The following is a 17,713-nucleotide window of genomic DNA, read 5'->3' on the forward strand; positions in this document are numbered from 1 at the left end:
TACTTGAACAAGATGGACGGCAGCAAGTTACCGGTTTTCATATGACTGGAGAATTGCTGGGTTTGGACGCTATCAGCACAGACACACACACTTGTGATGCGATTGCTCTTGAAGATAGCGAAGTATGTGAAATTCCCTTTGCCAAATTAGAAGAAATCAGCCGAATTATTCCCTCCCTTATGCGCCATTTTCATAAAATAATGAGTCGTGAAATAGTGCGGGATCATGGCGTTATGTTGTTACTGGGCAGCATGAAAGCTGAAGAACGCTTAGCAACTTTTCTGCTGAATTTGTCGCGCCGCTTTCTTGTGCGTGGTTATTCCGAATCCGATTTCAATTTGCGTATGACCCGCGAGGAAATTGGCAGCTATCTTGGTCTTAAGCTAGAAACCGTTAGCCGTGCTTTCTCTAAATTACAAGACGAGAATATCATTTCCGTTGATAATAAACATATCCGTATAAACGATATTGCCCGCTTAAGAATGAAAATGGGAAACTCATCCTGTGTTACTTGAGAATTGCCAACACCATCCTTCGATCACGTCTGGTATACAGCCGTAAAATATTCCCTCGCAATATAAACATCATCTTCATCCCTTCATTCAAATTCTTATCAGCTTGAGTAAGCATAAGAAAATGCTATAATGCAACGCTAATTTGACTATCTACGTAATAGTGCATGATATGCAGGTCAAATTAAATTCACACATTTGTCTAAGTGCCCTAAACAATTTAGAGCGGCTGGGATGAATGGAGGCTCAATCCTAATGGAGAACAATTTATGTCAGTAACTATGCGTCAAATGCTGGAAGCAGGTGTTCATTTCGGGCATCAAACACGCTTCTGGAATCCGAAGATGGCGCCCTATATCTTTGGTCATCGAAATAAAATCCATATCATCAATCTAGAAAAGACCCTGGTGATGTATGAAGAGGCCATGAAATACGTGCGCCAATTATCAGCAAACAAAGGGGTTATCTTGTTTGTAGGTACCAAGCGGCAAGCACGCGATATTGTCCGCGAAGAAGCAACGCGATGCGGATCCCCCTATGTGGATCAACGCTGGTTAGGCGGCATGTTAACTAATTTCAAAACCATCAAACAATCCATCAAGCGCTTACAAGATATGGAAACAATGGTTCAGGACGGAACGTTGGATAAGCTTGTAAAAAAAGAAGCGCTCGATCTTCACCGAGAATTGGATAAACTCAATAGTAGCTTAGGTGGTATCAAAGATATGAAAGGCCTGCCGGATGCGTTATTTGTAATAGATGTTGGATATCAAAAAGGCGCTATCACAGAAGCCAAGAAACTTGGCATTCCGGTAATTGGTGTGATCGATACCAATCATAATCCAGATGGATTGCAATACCTGATTCCTGGAAATGATGATTCAAGCCGGGCGATACGTTTATATGCTCGTGGCGCAGCCGATGCTGTTCTTGAAGGACGTAATCAGTCTATTCAGGAAATCGTGGAAATGAGTGCAGAAGCCGAATAAAACGAGGACAATTCTGCATTTGTATTGGCATGCTGGTAGTTATAAATTAATAATCAGATAAATATATCATTTATCTGATTATTATAAAAAGTGGCCTTTACGTTAAGCACATCTTTGTCTTAATAAATATCTATATCCTATTCATAAACTAAATTTTGTATCTGGAGTAAATATGGCGGATATTACCGCAAGCATGGTAAAAGAATTGCGTGAGATGACTGGGCTTGGCATGATGGATTGCAAAAAAGCCTTGGCAGAGACTGGCGGCGATATGAAAGCGGCAGAAGATCTGTTGAGGATCAAAAGCGGCGCCAAGGCAAGTAAGGCAGCAGGCCGTATCGCAGCCGAAGGTGTAATTGGTGCCTATATCTCAGAAGATGGTCAACGCGGCGCGCTGGTTGAAGTTAATTGTGAGACAGATTTTGTTGCCAGAAATGAGGACATTATCGATTTCGCCAGGAAGCTGGCTGAGCTTATTGCAACAAAGAACTTGACCGAAATCACAGCACTCAGTGATGTGTCGCTGTCAAGTGGTGAAACTGTTGAGGTAGTTCGTAAAGCATTGATTATGAAATTGGGTGAGAACATCAGTATTCGCCGTTGCGGGCGTCATGCAACAAAAGGTCAACTGGCTTATTATCTTCACGGAACCAAGATCGGTGTGATGGTGGACTATGTTGGGGGCGACGAAGCGTTAGGTAAAGATATTGCTATGCATATTGCAGCAAGTAAGCCGATGTGTGTGTCAACAGAACAGGTATCTGCAGATGTATTGGAGCATGAACGCCAGATTTTTACAGCTCAGGCTGCCGAAAGTGGAAAACCAGCAAATATTATTGAGAAAATGGTTGATGGCCGCATTGCAAAATATTTAGCCGAAATAACTTTGTTAGGTCAGCCTTTTGTTAAAGATCCAGAGCAAACTATAGAAAAATTATTGGCAAAGAAATCTGCCAAAGTAAATAGTTTTACAATGTTCATTGTTGGCGAAGGAATAGAAAAGAAATCTGAGAATTTTGCAGAAGAAGTAAAAGCACAGATGGAACAGGCCAAATAAAGCAAGCTACCATAATTCTCAAATTTATAATCAATGACCGCTGTTACTTATAAACGTATTTTGCTAAAGCTATCCGGTGAAGCCCTTATGGGTGAAGACAAGTATGGTATTAACCATACCGTAATGGGAAGAATTGTTGCTGAAATTGCAGAAATTAGCAAATTGGGTGTTGAAATTGCCATTGTTGTCGGTGGCGGGAATATCTTTCGCGGCATGAAATCAGCAAATGACGGGCTTGAGCGTGTTACCGCAGATTATATGGGTATGTTAGCCACTGTGATGAATGCTTTGGCACTGCAAGATGCCATGAAACTGGTTGGACTGGTGCCGCGCATACAATCAGCTTTGCGAATCGAGCAGGTGGTGGAGCCTTATATCCGTGGACGAGCGATGCGTTACCTGAAAGACGGTAGAATCGTAATTTTCGCAGCAGGAACCGGCAATCCTTTTTTTACTACCGATACCGCGGCTGCTTTGCGTGGTATGGAAATGAGTGTAGATATCATGCTTAAAGCAACGAAGGTGGATGGCATTTATACCAGTGATCCAAAAATTGATTTAGATGCGACTCGTTTTCATAAATTATCTTTTGATGAAGCTATCGCCAAGAATTTGCAAGTGATGGACGCAACGGCGTTAACATTATGCCGTGATCAGAAATTGCCACTGAATGTATTTAGTATTTTCAAGGCTGGAGCTCTAAAACGTATAGTAACAGGAGAAGATGAAGGAACCTTAGTAACACTATGATTCAAATATAGTTAGCTTCCTGAAAATAGATGCAAAAGGGATGGATATTATGATTGCCGATGTAAAAAAATCTGCTGAACAGAAAATGCAAAAGAGCCTGGAAGCATTGAAAGTAGATTTGAGTAAAGTCAGAAGTGGCCGGGCTCATACTGGTCTATTGGATCATGTCATGGTTGATTATTATGGTGCGCAAACTCCGATTAACCAATTAGCGAATATCAATCTAATCGATGCACGCACGATTGGCGTTATTCCTTGGGAAAAGAAAATGGCCAATGCCATTGAAAAGGCAATTCGTGAATCTGACTTGGGTTTAAATCCGATGCCGGTGGGTGAAACTATCCGTGTGCCAATGCCGGCTCTCACTGAAGAGCGGCGCCGTGATCTTATTAAAGTGGTAAAACATGAAGCGGAAGCTGTCCGCATTGCAATGCGTAATATCCGCCGCGATGCAAATGCACACTTAAAAGAGTTATTAAAATCCAAAGAAGTATCTGAAGATGATGAGCGTCGTGGCCAAGATGAGATTCAGAAGCTTACTGACCGCTATATCGCCGAGATCGATAAAGTTTTACAAGTTAAAGAAGCCGAATTGATGGCTGTTTGATATGCCTCAAGGCCCGAGTTCAACCCGAGAGATACCTGAAACAGGATCAATACCCAAACATATCGCTATTATCATGGATGGTAATGGCCGATGGGCTCAGAATCGCTATTTGCCCCGTATTGCTGGACATAAACAAGGTGTTGAAACGGTTCGTGGTGTTATTAAATCTTGCATAGAACGCAACATTTCCTATCTCACTTTATTTGCTTTTAGCAGTGAAAACTGGCGACGCCCTACTGACGAAGTTACTTCTTTGATGCAACTTTTCCTTGGTGCTCTAGAACAAGAAATTACAAAACTCCATGAAAATGGCATTCGTTTTAAAGTAATTGGTGATTTATCAAAATTTGAGTCTAAAATCATAGAATTCATTCAGATTGGTGAACAACTGACTGCCGAAAATACACGCCTCACATTTACCATAGCGGCCAACTACGGCGGCCGCTGGGATATCATGCAGGCCATGCGAAAAATGATGGCGCAATCGACAAATTTACCACTTAATTTTGAAGAAGAAAACCTGGCGCAATATCTTTCGATGAGCTATGCTCCTGAGCCGGATTTGTTTATTCGCACTGGCGGAGAATGCCGGGTCAGTAATTTTTTATTATGGCAACTTGCTTATACAGAATTATATTTCACCAATACGCTATGGCCTGACTTTGACGAACATGAATTGGAGTTAGCCATTCAATCGTATCAGCAGCGAGAGCGCCGGTTTGGTCGCACAAGTGAGCAAATTCAAATGGGCATATCTGCTGAAGGATAAGAAGAAAATTTTAAATGCTTAAAGCCCGCATCCTCACGGCAATTGTCGTATTACCTTTATTTCTCTCGGCATTATTTTTCCTGCAAGATATTTTTTGGGCTACTTTGTTACTTGCTCTGACAGTTATCGGATCCCGAGAATGGAGTCAATTAGCTAGATTCTCTGTCAGAAATACGATTTATTTTATGTTACTCACGACTTTGGTGGGTGGAGAATTATTGTTTCAATTAAGTGAATCTGTAAAAGTCGATGCCTACTCGTCAGATCCAATGTGGGTATATATATTGTCGGCTGCATTTTGGATAGTATGTGCACCGTTATATCTGAAGCAACTCTATGTTGTTAAAAACCCCTATATCTGGATGCTAATCGGCTGGATACTGTTGATACCAACCTGTCTTGCGCTCTATCAGTTACGTACCATCAGTCCATTACTTTTATTAGGTTTTATGGCAACCATCTGGATTTCCGATACAGCAGCTTATTTTACCGGGCGATCATTTGGCAAGCACAAACTTGCGCCCACTATTAGCCCGAATAAAACTTGGGAAGGCGTTGCCGGTGCTTTAATTGCCGTATTAATTTATGGCTTGGTTTGGGATTCCTGGCTTAATGAAGAATCTTTAGCTTCAAAGTTAGTACCATTGCTGTTATTTATGACCATATTAGGTATCATCGGTGACTTGTACGAATCATTGATAAAACGTCATGCCAATGTTAAGGATAGCGGAAATATTCTGCCCGGGCATGGTGGAATATTGGATCGGATTGATGCTTTGACTTCCTCATTGCCACTCGCCATATTGGCATTACTTATTTTTTATTCGCCCGCTTTATGAAAGCCATCCGCCAAATAACAATACTCGGCTCCACCGGCAGCATTGGGGAGAGCACACTGGATGTGATAGCACGCCACCCTGACCGCTTTCAGGCATTTGCGCTAACTGCCAATAAGAATGTTGAAAAAATGTTGTCACAATGCCAACGCTTTCAACCGCGTTATGCGGTAATGCTGGATAGGGAATGTGCGGAGCAATTGGCCAGCGCAATTCAAGCAGCCAGGATAGATACGGAAGTATTATCGGGTATTGAATCATTGGAAAAGGTAGCTTCTCTTCCTGAAGTGGATGCTGTGATGGCAGCAATTGTAGGTGCTGCCGGCATCCTTCCAACGTTTGCTGCGGCTCGAACCGGGAAACTTGTATTGCTTGCCAATAAAGAAACTCTGGTTATGGCCGGGCGTATTTTCATGGATCTGGTCAAACAGCACAACGCAACACTGCTACCTATTGATAGCGAACATAATGCGATTTATCAATCTCTACCGCATCATTTCAATGGTAACTTAGCGGCGGCAGGCATCAGCCGCATACTACTCACTGCTTCGGGTGGACCATTTCGATGCACACCGTTAGCTTCGTTGGAGAAAGTGACTCCAGAACAGGCCTGTGCGCATCCGAATTGGGATATGGGGCAGAAAATTTCTGTTGATTCTGCCACCATGATGAATAAAGGATTGGAAGTAATTGAAGCGCATTGGTTGTTTGACGCACCTCCGGACAATATTCAGGTTGTAATTCATCCGCAAAGTGTAATCCACTCGATGGTTGCCTATGTCGATGGTTCAGTCATAGCGCAATTGGGCAACCCTGATATGCGTACCCCGATTGCACACGCGATGGGTTATCCCGATCGGATAGCAAGCGGAGTATCCGCTTTAGATATGTTCAAAGTGGCGCATCTTGATTTTGAAGAACCTGATTTTGAAAGATTCCCATGCTTGGGATTAGCCTATCAAGCGCTTGCCGCGGGCGGGAATATGCCTGCAGTTCTCAATGCCGCAAATGAGATTGCTGTAGAATCCTTTCTTAAAGAGCGCATGAAATTTACCGCCATCCCGGCTATGATTGAACATGTTATGCAGACAGTACAACAAGAAGATATGGCAACACTGGATGATGTATTGAGAACAGATGCATTGGCTCGTGACGTTGCGCGAGAGTGGCTTGCAAATCTGCAGTAAAAAAGTCAGGAAACTGCTCGCCATGACAAGATTCAATTTTTCTTAATTAATGATAGTATCGTGCAGATAAAACCTTCCCCTAAGTGCACTTTTCACACACCCTGACCTGATATGACAATAGCTTATACTATCATTTCTTTCATTATTGCCTTAGGCATACTGATTACATTTCATGAATTTGGTCATTATCTGGTAGCACGCTGGAATGGCGTTAAAGTATTACGATTCTGTATCGGTTTTGGTCAACCGATTTTTCGCAAGCGTTGGGGAAAAGACAAAACAGAATGGGTAATTGCGGCGATTCCATTGGGTGGCTATGTCAAGATGCTGGATGAGAATGAAGGGAAAGTAGCGCATGAAGATTTACCTCGCGCATTTAACCGTCAACCGGTAGCACGCCGTTTTGCCATTGTTGCAGCCGGTCCCATTGCCAATTTTTTGCTAGCTATTGTCTTATACTGGCTACTCTTCATCCTGGGTGTCAATGGAATGAAACCGGTACTTGGCCCAATTGAACCCGCCTCTCCTGCTGCGCATGCAAAATTTGAGCAAGGTGAAACTATTGTCACCATCGAGAATGAACCGGTTGCCAGTTGGCAAGATGCTCGCTGGACCTTATTACGATATGCTATTGATCAATCGGCAAACGTAAAAGTACAAACCATTAATAAAAATGGCGAGATCAATTGGCGGCAATTAGATTTAAGTCAAATTGACCCGGATAATCTCAATGGAAATTTCCTTGGAATTATTGGCCTTAATAGTTATCAGCCTATTCTAAAGCCCGTTATCGGGCAAGTAGTTGCCGATGGCGCTGGTCAGCATGCTGGCTTGTTAGCAGGAGATGAAATTTTAGCTGTCAATGATACTGAAATTCACACCTGGATGGACTTTGTGCAACAGATACGCACAAACCCGGAGCATACTCTGGAACTCGAAATTTTGCGTAATAATCAAGTGGCAATAATTGCCATTACACCGGAAGCAACCACAGAAAATGGCAAACAAATAGGCAAGATCGGCGTTGCACCCGTTGTCAATCAAGCAGAATTTGAAGAATTGCTCGTTACAGTCAGTTATCCTCCTGTCAAAGCATTCCAGAAAGCCATTGAGAAGACTTGGGAAACAACCATACTGACATTACAAATGCTATCCAAAATGATTACCGGCGATGTATCTTGGAAGAATGTCAGCGGACCGATTTCAATTGCTGACTATGCAGGCCAGTCTGCACAGATGGGGTTGGCATCCTATTTGGCTTTTCTGGCGCTGATCAGTGTCAGTATCGGTGTTCTGAACTTATTGCCGATCCCAATTCTCGATGGCGGGCATTTAATGTATTACCTTATTGAAATAATTAAAGGAAATCCTCTTTCTGATCAGGCCATTTTGATCGGGCAGAAAATCGGCCTGGCCTTGCTGTTTACACTCATGACATTTGCCATCTATAACGATATTAATCGGCTTATTACTGGTTAGATAATGAAATTCCGGTATCTTGTTGCGTTTGTAAGTCTCTTCCATGCTTTCTCATCCTGGGCCAGCGATTCTTTCATTGTTAAGGATATTCGCGTCGAAGGCATACAGCGCACTGAGGCTGGCACAGTATTTAGCTACCTCCCTGTTAAAGTTGGCGATACACTTGATGAAGAAAAAGCAACCGAAGCTATCAAGGCGCTCTATGCAACCGGTTTCTTCAAAGACGTAAAATTAAAATCTGAGAATGGCGTTTTAATCGTAGAAGTTGATGAACGCCCAGCTATTGCACAAATTAGTATTAATGGTGCAAAAGAGTTTGAAAAAGACAAATTGCTCGAAGGCCTAAAACAGGCAGGCATATCGGAATCCCGGATTTTTAGCCGTTCGCTTTTGGATAGAGCCGAACAGGAATTAAAACGCCAGTATATCAGCCGAGGAAAATATGCCGTCAAAATAACAACAACGACCACACCACTGGAACGTAATCGTATTGCAATTAATTTTGATATTAATGAAGGCCGGACAGCCAGGATTAAGAAAATCAGTTTTGTCGGTAACGAGAAATTTCAAGACAAAGAGTTACGCGGTATACTTGTCCTCAGGAAACCTGACTTATTAAGCTGGTTCACCAAAAATGATCAATATTCAAAACAGAAATTATCCGCCGATTTAGAGACACTCCGATCTTATTATCTTGATCGAGGTTATCTGGAATTCAATATCGAATCCACTCAAGTTTCCATAACGCCAGACTTGCGCGATATCTATATCACAATTAATATTACCGAAGGTGCCCAATATACAGTCTCTGAAATCAAAGTAGCTGGAGAACCCCTATTACCGGAAGAAGAGATACGTAAACTGATATTACTAAAGGATGGAGAAGTATTTGCACGCCAGAAACTGACCGAATCCATTAAATTAATTACCGACCGCTTAGGTGATGATGGCTATGCATTTGCCAATATCAATGCATCACCGGAATTGGATCACGAAAAGCGTCAAGCTGGATTTACATTCTTTATTGATCCGGGCCGACGTGTCTATATCCGACGTATCAATATAACCGGCAATGATCGAACACGTGATGAAGTGATACGTCGTGAGTTCCGCCAAATGGAAGGCGCCTGGCATTCCACTAAAAATATTAACATTTCTAAACAACGTGTTGATCGATTATTCTTCTTTAACAGTGTTAATGTGGAAACACCCGCTGTACCCAATAAAACCGATCAGGTTGATATCAATGTCAAAGTAGAAGAAAGACCAACCGGATCAATCATGTTTGGTGCAGGTTATTCTGATCGTCAAGGTATTATTTTGAACGGCTCGATTTCGCAGAACAATATTTTTGGTACGGGCAACTTTTTTAGCCTTGATGTCAATACAGGCGCCATCAACAAAACTTATGCCGCATCATTTACCAATCCCTATTTTACAGTCAACGGAGTCAGTCTCGGCTTCGATGTCTACAAACGTGACCTAGATACTCGCCCGCTGTCCCGTGTTGGTACATTTAAAACTGAAACCATAGGTGCCGGTGTGCGGCTCGGTATACCGATCGCTGAAAATGATATCGTATCTATAGGTCTGGCTGCTGAGAACACCGTGTTGGGTGTTTTTGATAGCAGCCCGCAACGCAATAAAGATTTCGTTACCGAATTTGGAAAATCGACCAATAATTTTCCACTGACGCTCACTTGGGCACGTGATCGCCGTGATAGTGCTATTTGGACCACTTCGGGAACAACGCATCGGCTGTTTGGTGAAGTCAGTGTGCCCGGCGGAGATTTAGATTATTATAAAATAAGTTACCATCAGAAATGGTTCTACCCCATTACTGATAATCTTACACTCATGCTGAATGGTGAATTTGGATACGGTGACGGGTATACAGGACGTTCACTACCTTTTTTCAAGAACTTCTTTGCCGGAGGTAATAATTCCGTGCGCGGTTATGATCTGAATTCCTTAGGTCCCCGTGATGATAGAAATCTTTCATTAGGCGGCAGCAAGCGCGTAGTTGGTAATATCGAAGTGCTTTTCCCGGTTCCCTTCATGAAAGAGGATAGATCACTTCGTTTAAGCGCATTCATTGATGGCGGTACCGTATTTGCCAGAAATATTGACCTTAATTTAATGCGTTATTCGGCTGGCATTGCGCTCACTTGGGTTTCGCCGATGGGGCCACTGAAAGTCAGTATTGCCGAACCCTTAAACGACCAGCCTGTTGATAGATTGCAAGCTTTCCAATTTATGTTTGGGCAACAATTCTAAAATTAATTGAGGTCCTATCCAGTGAATAGCCTAAAACGAATCAATCGGTGGTGCGCTATAGTTATAGTTCTTATAACCATTGTTTCAATCAGTGAATTTACTATGGTTTTTGCCGGGGATATCAAAATTGGCGTGGTGAATACAGAGAAAATTTTGCGCGAATCCTTGCCAGCGATTCAGGCACAGAAGAAAATAGATCAAGAATTTGTGCCGCGTGATGAAGACATCAAAAAAATGGCTGTTCAAGCCAAGACATTGCAAGACAAGCTTGAAAAAGACAGCACTGCGATGATGGAAGAAACAGAGCGACGTAATTTAGAAAGAAACCTTGCCAATCTGAGCCGTGAATATCAACGCGCACAAAGGCAAATGCGGGAAGATTTTAGTGTGCGCCAGAATGAAGAATACAGTGTAATTTTGGAACGAACCAATCGAGCTATCAGCAAAATTGCTGAAACAGAAAAATATGATCTGATATTGCAACTCCAGGACTCAGTTTATAGAAGTCAACGAATTGATATTACAGATAAAGTTATTAAAGCACTCGAAAATGAATAGGAAAAAACTCCAATAAATTCTGCTCAAGTGTCATCAATAAAGGTCTTGGGTTAAAAGGAAAATAGTATGAATTCCATGAATATTCACGAAATCTTAAAATACCTGCCTCATCGCTATCCACTTTTATTGGTGGATAAAGTAATCTCTTACGAGGCGGGCAAGGATATCGTTGCATTAAAAAATGTTTCCATCAATGAACCATTCTTTTCGGGGCATTTTCCGCATTATCCGGTTATGCCGGGTGTCCTGATTGTTGAGGCTTTAGCCCAGGCTGCAGCCATTCTGACGCTTAGAACAGTAGACACGATTAACAAAGACAATACAGTTTATTATTTTGTCGGGATAGACGGCGTTCGTTTTAAAAAACCCGTTATGGCTGGTGATCAATTAATTCTCAAGGTTGCCATAGAACGGCAAATAAAGGGATTATGGAAATATTCAGCCCGCGCTGAAGTCGATGGACAGCTTGTAACTGAAGCTAAGCTAATGTGTACTGCAAGAAATGTATAACCATTAACAGGCCATTCAAGAACGTATTCGGGAAGGCCGGTCGATGCAAGGTAAAAATAGGCGGAGAAGCGCATTTCATGCTTAATAAATGAGCATTCTGAGTCTGTTTCTAACGCCACGGCGGCAACACAGATAGTTTCCAACAGCCAGCTGAGAAATCACTTTGTATTATCCTAGTGCAAACAGCATAGTGAGCGGAGAATAAATATTGACACTTTCAGTGCGAGCGGAGTGGTTTGCGGAGTAGACGAAGCTGGTAGAGGGCCACTGGCTGGGCCCGTTTATGCAGCGTGTGTGGTACTCAACGGTGCCTATCAAATAACCGGATTAGCCGATTCTAAGGCGTTGAGTGAGAAAAAGCGTGAAGCGCTTGCAATCACTATCAAGAAATACGCCAAAGCATGGGCAATTGCTTCCGCCTCGGTGCAAGAAATTGATCAGTTAAATATTCTACAGGCAAGTTTGCTTGCGATGAAACGCGCGGTAGAAAGCTTACCTTTCAGACCGGATATGGTGCTTGTCGATGGAAATCAAAGTCCTCGCCTGGAGTGTTCAGTACGTACAATCATTAGAGGTGACAGCCTGATACCCGAAATCTCAGCAGCCTCTATTTTAGCTAAGACAGCACGTGATAAGGAGATGCACAGACTGCATCAATGTTTTCCACTTTATGGATTTGATCAGCACAAAGGATATCCTACTAAAAAGCATTTGGCTGCATTACAAATGCATGGCGCATGTGAGATACATCGGCAAAGTTTTGCGCCTGTCACCGCATTAAAATTTAGTAGAAAGTATTTATAGATCAACGATAACACTGAACTGTTTTTATCTCAAAGAAAGGAAGAAAATCACTTTGTGCGTATAATAAAATCTATTCAATTCAATTCTGGTAGCAGATAACAACTCTGATTATTAATCATATTTACATTTTTTAATCACTAAACAAGGATAAACTTAACATGCGCATTGAAAAAAATACTGTGGTTTCACTCAACTATGAATTGTCAGATGACACCGGAAAAATTCTGGAGAAAACGGATACACCAATCAGTTATTTGCATGGCGGCTATGGTGGCATTTTCCCTCTGGTTGAGGAAGCGCTTCATGAAATGGAAATTGGTCATTCGTGCACGGTTTCAATGGACCCGGAAGATACGTTTGGTGAATATGATGCGGAGTTAATCCGCGTCGAGCCGCGCGACTCTTTTCCTGATAATGTGGCAGTTGGCATGCATTTTGAGGGGGGCGCAGAAGGTTCAGACGACATTATCATCTACCAAGTTACAGAAATTGCTGACGATACCGTCATTGTCGATGGCAATCATCCGTTTGCGGGCATGAGATTGATTTTTGTCTGCACAGTAACTGCAGTCCGCCCTGCCACAGCGGAAGAAATTACCCATCAGCACGTGCATGGTGAGCATGGGCATGAGCATTAATGAAATAGAGCATTCGATTGTTCAACAGATTAACTGTTATTCGTCGCATCCATCGCTTTCTTCAATAAATAAAGCTGCTCCAGTGCTTGCCTGGGGCTGAGTTCATCCGGCGAGAGGTTTTGTAACATTGCAATCACCGGATGTTCTTGCCGAATGTCTTCTTCCGGTTCTGGAATGGAAAAAGAAAACAGATCCAGCTGAGGTTCCTTCTTTACACTTTCCTGTTCCAGTTTAATTAAATGCTTTCTGGCCACTTTGATCACCGATTCGGGAACACCTGCCAGCGCAGCAACTTGTAAACCATAACTTTGGCTGGCCGGACCCTCGGCTACTTTATGCAGAAAAACAATACGGTGTTTATACTCCACCGCATCCAAGTGTACATTCTGGATTTGCTTAAACTCCTCAGCCAGTTTCGTTAATTCAAAGTAATGCGTGGCAAAAAGTGTAAAGCTGCGATTTTTGCTCAATAGATGCCGGGCAATGGCAAACGCTAGCGCCAAGCCGTCAAAAGTGGAAGTGCCGCGACCGACTTCATCCATGAGCACCAGGCTTTGTGCTGTTGCATTATGAAGTATGTTGGCGGTTTCCGTCATTTCCACCATAAACGTGGAGCGCCCGCTGGCAAGATCATCGGCAGCGCCAATACGGGTAAAGATCTGGTCCAGCACACCGATGCGTACTTTTTTGGCAGGCACATAACACCCGCAATGTGCCAATAAAGCGATCAGCGCGATTTGCCGCATATAGGTTGATTTACCGCCCATATTGGGACCGGTAATTATCAACATTCGCGGTTTTCCGGTATGATCAGCACCTAACTGAACATCATTGGCAACAAAGTTTTCTACCTGATTTTCCACAACTGGGTGGCGACCCGTATCAATCTCAAAAATTTCTTCGGGCAACAAATACGGCGCAGTATAGTCAAGCGCTTGTGCGCGCTCCGCAAATGTGCACAAAACATCAATTTCCGCAACGCTCGCAGCCATTTTCTGTAACGGATGGATATAACCCAGAAGTACGTTCAAAAGTTCATCATATAAATACTTCTCCCGCGTCAATGCCCGGTCTTGTGCGAATAATGCTTTATCTTCGAAACTTTTTAGTTCCGGCGTGATATAGCGCTCAGCACTTTTTAGTGTTTGTCTGCGCCGGTAATCAGCGGGAATTTTCTCGCTGTGTGCGTGTGTGACTTCAATATAAAATCCATGCACACGGTTATATTCCACTTTGAGATTAGGAATGCCGGTGCGTTCTTTTTCACGAATCTCCAGTTGTAACAAGAATTCACCGCAATTATTTTGCAGGGCACGTAATTCATCCAGTTCGGCATCATAACCATCGGCAATCACATTGCCTTCACGCAACACCACACCGGGCTCTTCCAACAAAGATTGACTCAATAACTCAACGAGAGCAGGCTCAATCTGCATCGCCAGACTCAATTGACTAATTCTCTCGCTGAAACCATTTGCCATGGCTTGAATGACTTCCGGCAATAGTTTCAGGCTATCACGCAAACCCGATAAGTCTCTCGGGCGCGCTGATTTGAGTGCAATGCGGGCAGTAATCCGTTCAACATCTACAAAATGCCGAAGCAGATCTCGCGCGACCCAATAATTATTCTGCTCACTTTCTCCGATTAAGGCCACAACGCTATCGAGCCGCTTTTGTATTGCCGCATGATCCCGTAATGGATGATGCAGCCAGAATTGCAACAGGCGGCTTCCCATATTGGTTGAGCATGTATCCAGTAATGACAACAACGTAGGGGAACGTTCACCGCGTATGGTTTCGGAAATTTCCAGATTACGGCGTGTGGCAGCATCCATCCGAATATAAATACTACCCCGCTCAGCTTGCAACGATGTGATAGGAAGCGCAGCAGATCCTTGAGTCAGACGGGCGTATTCGAGTAGGGCGCCGGCAGCGCACAGCGCAATAGGCAAATCCTCACAACCAAAGCCAGACAGATCATGCGTTTCAAATTGCCGCGTAAGATTACTGATTGCAGTATCACGATCAAACTGCCACAAAGGCAATCGCCTTAACGCCCAATTTTTATCTTGTATTTCAGCTTGTTTAAGTGACTCGGGCAAAAGTATCTCTGACGGCTGCAGGCGCTCCAGCTCACTCAGCAGATTTTGTGGTGATGTCTCCATCACACGTAATTGCCCTGCTGCCAGATTCAGCCAAGCCAGCCCCAAAGTCGATTCGTGCACCCATAAAGCCAACAATATGCAATCGCGCTTATCCTCAAGCAATGCTGCATCCGTCAATGTTCCAGGCGTGATGATACGGGTGACCTCACGTGCAACAGGACCTTTGCTGGTCGCCGGATCACCCACCTGCTCGCAGATTGCTACGGATTCACCTGACTTGACCAGTTTTGCCAAATATTGCTCTGCTGCATGATAGGGCACTCCCGCCATTTTAATGGGCTCCCCGGCAGAAGCGCCACGTTGCGTCAAAGTAATTCCCAAGAGCTTTGCCGCTTTCTCCGCATCGTCAAAAAACAATTCATAAAAATCCCCCATGCGATAAAACATCAGCATGTCTGGGTGCTGCGCCTTAATTCGCAGGTATTGTTGCATCATCGGAGTATGTTGATCTTTCTGGGCTTTCATTGGCTCTACGTCAGATTATTTACGCAGTGGAGAATACATTATTGTGCTGGAATAATCTCGTTTACTAAACACCCTAAATAGAAATACGCGCAATCAATATTTATTGGAGTAACAGCAAAAGTATTATCCGGAAAATCGACGGAACTGGGGTGATCATACCTTCAGCAAAGAACTTATTGGCAAACTGCTATTGATTCCATCTGTGGCGATGTCACACGAATGCATGCCTCTCAAATTTCTTGAGTCAAAAGGTATAGTCTATCTACGTCCTGCACCAGGAAAAAAATTGTGCATAGTATCCCCCGCCTAATCAGGTTACTGAAAAACGCGGTGAATTTGAAGCATGTATTAAATCTGATTGCCAACTTTATAGTACAAATGTCCTGATAAAAAATGACATATCAACTATATTTGCTAGATCACTACTATGATTAAATCGAAGGAGTAATTGAATGATAAATTAATTATGGGATTGTTTATCGATAGCGTGGTATTGCGTATATTTTAATCAAAAGAGCGTATATTTTTAACCCGGTGGTTCCTGTTAATCCGCTCGAAATAAACAACCACATGGCAACGCTTCGAGGAATCACAAGTTGAATGATTTAACTGGAGGAATAACATGAATATCAAACGAATCACTGCACTACTGGTGCTTAATGCTCTCGTCGGAACGACGGCCGTTGCTGCACCAGTGCTGTTTGGGCCCTCTTCCTATCTGTCGCAGGCTGACATTCCGGCCGGTTTTTATCAGAGCGGTGCACCTACTTTTCTGGATGATTTCGAGGACGGTCCAGGCATCGGTGGTAGCTTGAGCGCCAGTGCAGGCTCGGTTATTGGTCCCGGAGCATTCACCGGGGCACGGGACTCTGTTGATTTCGATGATGGCGCAATTGACGGCTCCGGTGTGACTGGCTCAAGCTGGTTCTCTGGTCCTGGTTCTACTGGTGTGCAATATACTTACACAAGCAGCGATTTGCCTACTGCCTTCGGACTGGTATGGACTGACGGCGCCGGCAGTATTACATTCAGTGCCTTTGATGCCAGCAACACGCTACTGTTGTCGCAAACCTTCAGTGGCATACCCGATGGCAGTCATAGCGGCACAACCGCTGAGGACCGCTTCTTCGGTCTGACCTTCGAGGGTGGCATTAAATCGATCTTTATCTCAAACAGCAGCGGCGGCATTGAGATTGACCATGTGCAGTACGGCACGATGTATGCACCGGTACCCGAACCAAGCGCTTGGGCATTGATGGCCGCTGGTTTGGCTTTGATTGGGGCTATCGCCATGCGTAGACGTAGCTGAGATATTGGCTTCCTCAAACTTTCACTATCAGCGACTGCTCTCGTTTAAAGGAAGCAGTCGCTGAGTACGTTGAATCCCAGGCACTTATTAAGGAACTTCTGAATAACTGTCATTTTAAGCATGGCAAGAAATCTATACTGTTGATTATTAAAGATTCCTCACTCCGTTCGGAATGACAAAGGTAAGTCATTGAGAGACTCCTTATCACCTCGCACAATTACCTAAAAAGAAGTTAGTCAGTTGAGATTGAAACCGGATTGCGATTGCCCTTTTCTAAGAAAGAAAGAGTAATATATCAGATAGCAGTACTAATCCAATTACGGCTTAATTTTTAACACTTAAGCTGCATGCCACTGCCACATGCAGGTGCTAGACTTCTTCGGCAGCAAATTCGCTTATCATTTGGAGGTGTCATTATGTGTCAGCATACTAAGCATCGAAACCCGATTTTTTGCATTATTCCTTATATGGACTCCTCCCGTTTTGCAAGCAAAAAGTGATAGCTTTAAGGTGCAACTGCTTCCGTATATCCGGCTTCTGGTTGGATAGCGATAACTATCCGAGCCATGATGGATTTCGCGCGTAAGGTTCATATCGCCCTAGCGGCTTTGCCTTGTGCTGCATCAGCAGGGAGCCTATGGATAAGTCTGAATTACTTACACCGGTCTGACCTGTTTGCCATCAATTCATCTTGCTTCGCAATTACCAGTTGAAACTTTCCTGCTAAACTTAATCAGTTATCGCTGGGCTTACTACGCGGCTTTCCGGTAGGATTCGCCACGACTCAATATCGACCATGCA

16 protein-coding genes are annotated in these 17,713 nt (G+C 43.5%); 15 read left to right on the forward strand and 1 reads right to left on the reverse strand.

Annotated elements, in window-relative coordinates; translation table 11 throughout:
• From QZ942_RS05255 to QZ942_RS05320, 14 genes are all read left to right on the forward strand, one after another.
• Window positions 1–515, forward strand: a 515-nt coding sequence (locus tag QZ942_RS05255; RefSeq protein ID WP_292993639.1) for a helix-turn-helix domain-containing protein, incomplete at its 5' end; no start/stop codon positions are given.
• Window positions 516–781: 266 nt separating this feature from the next.
• On the forward strand, window positions 782–1,501 hold the full coding sequence (gene rpsB, locus QZ942_RS05260) for a 30S ribosomal protein S2 (protein ID WP_292993640.1): 720 nt from the start codon (window positions 782–784) through the stop codon (window positions 1,499–1,501).
• Window positions 1,502–1,673: 172 nt separating this feature from the next.
• Window positions 1,674–2,558 (forward strand): translation elongation factor Ts, encoded by an 885-nt coding sequence (gene tsf / locus QZ942_RS05265; RefSeq protein WP_292993641.1) that lies wholly within the window; start codon window positions 1,674–1,676, stop codon window positions 2,556–2,558.
• A gap of 33 nt (window positions 2,559–2,591) precedes the next feature.
• Complete coding sequence (pyrH, locus tag QZ942_RS05270; protein ID WP_292993642.1) at window positions 2,592–3,308, forward strand: UMP kinase; 717 nt, start codon at window positions 2,592–2,594, stop codon at window positions 3,306–3,308.
• 49 nt (window positions 3,309–3,357) lie between these two features.
• On the forward strand, window positions 3,358–3,915 hold the full coding sequence (frr, locus tag QZ942_RS05275; protein WP_292993654.1) for a ribosome recycling factor: 558 nt from the start codon (window positions 3,358–3,360) through the stop codon (window positions 3,913–3,915).
• Between the two features lies 1 nt (window position 3,916).
• The gene (uppS, locus tag QZ942_RS05280; protein WP_292993643.1) at window positions 3,917–4,684 is read left to right on the forward strand and encodes a polyprenyl diphosphate synthase; all 768 of its coding nucleotides are present in this window, start codon (window positions 3,917–3,919) and stop codon (window positions 4,682–4,684) included.
• A gap of 14 nt (window positions 4,685–4,698) precedes the next feature.
• Window positions 4,699–5,523 carry a phosphatidate cytidylyltransferase gene (locus QZ942_RS05285; protein ID WP_292993644.1) on the forward strand — a complete coding sequence of 275 codons (825 nt, stop codon included), beginning with the start codon at window positions 4,699–4,701 and terminating at the stop codon, window positions 5,521–5,523.
• A complete protein-coding gene (ispC, locus tag QZ942_RS05290) occupies window positions 5,520–6,707 on the forward strand; it encodes a 1-deoxy-D-xylulose-5-phosphate reductoisomerase (RefSeq protein ID WP_292993645.1) in 1,188 nt (395 codons plus the stop codon). The genes QZ942_RS05285 and ispC overlap by 4 nt, the downstream gene beginning before the upstream one ends.
• Window positions 6,708–6,818: 111 nt before the next feature.
• Window positions 6,819–8,186, forward strand: coding sequence for an RIP metalloprotease RseP (gene rseP, locus QZ942_RS05295; RefSeq protein ID WP_292993646.1), 1,368 nt, complete (start codon window positions 6,819–6,821; stop codon window positions 8,184–8,186).
• A 3-nt stretch (window positions 8,187–8,189) separates the two neighbouring features.
• Entirely contained in the window at window positions 8,190–10,463 is a 2,274-nt protein-coding gene (bamA, locus tag QZ942_RS05300) for an outer membrane protein assembly factor BamA (RefSeq protein ID WP_292993647.1), read from the forward strand.
• A gap of 21 nt (window positions 10,464–10,484) precedes the next feature.
• Window positions 10,485–11,021: an OmpH family outer membrane protein gene (locus tag QZ942_RS05305; protein WP_292993648.1), complete on the forward strand. Its 537-nt coding sequence runs from the start codon at window positions 10,485–10,487 to the stop codon at window positions 11,019–11,021.
• Window positions 11,022–11,087: 66 nt separating this feature from the next.
• Window positions 11,088–11,531: a 3-hydroxyacyl-ACP dehydratase FabZ gene (gene fabZ, locus QZ942_RS05310; protein WP_292993649.1), complete on the forward strand. Its 444-nt coding sequence runs from the start codon at window positions 11,088–11,090 to the stop codon at window positions 11,529–11,531.
• Window positions 11,532–11,762: 231 nt separating this feature from the next.
• Complete coding sequence (gene rnhB / locus QZ942_RS05315; RefSeq protein ID WP_292993650.1) at window positions 11,763–12,335, forward strand: ribonuclease HII; 573 nt, start codon at window positions 11,763–11,765, stop codon at window positions 12,333–12,335.
• Window positions 12,336–12,493: 158 nt separating this feature from the next.
• A complete protein-coding gene (locus QZ942_RS05320; RefSeq protein ID WP_292993651.1) occupies window positions 12,494–12,973 on the forward strand; it encodes a peptidylprolyl isomerase in 480 nt (159 codons plus the stop codon).
• Window positions 12,974–13,002: 29 nt separating this feature from the next.
• Here the strand turns inward: QZ942_RS05320 and mutS are convergent, their stop codons facing one another.
• Window positions 13,003–15,603, reverse strand: coding sequence for a DNA mismatch repair protein MutS (gene mutS, locus QZ942_RS05325; RefSeq protein WP_292993652.1), 2,601 nt, complete (start codon window positions 15,601–15,603; stop codon window positions 13,003–13,005).
• Between the two features lie 622 nt (window positions 15,604–16,225).
• On the opposite strand from mutS, the gene QZ942_RS05330 reads away from it, so the two are divergent.
• A complete protein-coding gene (locus QZ942_RS05330; RefSeq protein ID WP_292993653.1) occupies window positions 16,226–16,912 on the forward strand; it encodes a PEP-CTERM sorting domain-containing protein in 687 nt (228 codons plus the stop codon).
• Window positions 16,913–17,713: the final 801 nt, after the last annotated feature.

The sequence above is a fragment of the Nitrosomonas sp. genome (assembly GCF_021731985.1).
Classification (GTDB): Bacteria; Pseudomonadota; Gammaproteobacteria; order Burkholderiales; family Nitrosomonadaceae; genus Nitrosomonas.

What these genes read in the sequence shown, in the direction of transcription:
- rpsB (WP_292993640.1), top strand. Translation starts at nt 782, where the DNA reads ATGTCAGTAACTATGCGTCAAATGCTGGAAGCAGGTGTTCATTTCGGG.
- tsf (WP_292993641.1), top strand. Translation starts at nt 1,674, where the DNA reads ATGGCGGATATTACCGCAAGCATGGTAAAAGAATTGCGTGAGATGACT.
- pyrH (WP_292993642.1), top strand. Translation starts at nt 2,592, where the DNA reads ATGACCGCTGTTACTTATAAACGTATTTTGCTAAAGCTATCCGGTGAA.
- frr (WP_292993654.1), top strand. Translation starts at nt 3,358, where the DNA reads ATGATTGCCGATGTAAAAAAATCTGCTGAACAGAAAATGCAAAAGAGC.
- uppS (WP_292993643.1), top strand. Translation starts at nt 3,917, where the DNA reads ATGCCTCAAGGCCCGAGTTCAACCCGAGAGATACCTGAAACAGGATCA.
- QZ942_RS05285 (WP_292993644.1), top strand. Translation starts at nt 4,699, where the DNA reads ATGCTTAAAGCCCGCATCCTCACGGCAATTGTCGTATTACCTTTATTT.
- ispC (WP_292993645.1), top strand. Translation starts at nt 5,520, where the DNA reads ATGAAAGCCATCCGCCAAATAACAATACTCGGCTCCACCGGCAGCATT.
- rseP (WP_292993646.1), top strand. Translation starts at nt 6,819, where the DNA reads ATGACAATAGCTTATACTATCATTTCTTTCATTATTGCCTTAGGCATA.
- bamA (WP_292993647.1), top strand. Translation starts at nt 8,190, where the DNA reads ATGAAATTCCGGTATCTTGTTGCGTTTGTAAGTCTCTTCCATGCTTTC.
- fabZ (WP_292993649.1), top strand. Translation starts at nt 11,088, where the DNA reads ATGAATTCCATGAATATTCACGAAATCTTAAAATACCTGCCTCATCGC.
- QZ942_RS05320 (WP_292993651.1), top strand. Translation starts at nt 12,494, where the DNA reads ATGCGCATTGAAAAAAATACTGTGGTTTCACTCAACTATGAATTGTCA.
- mutS (WP_292993652.1), bottom strand. Translation starts at nt 15,603, where the DNA reads ATGAAAGCCCAGAAAGATCAACATACTCCGATGATGCAACAATACCTG.
- QZ942_RS05330 (WP_292993653.1), top strand. Translation starts at nt 16,226, where the DNA reads ATGAATATCAAACGAATCACTGCACTACTGGTGCTTAATGCTCTCGTC.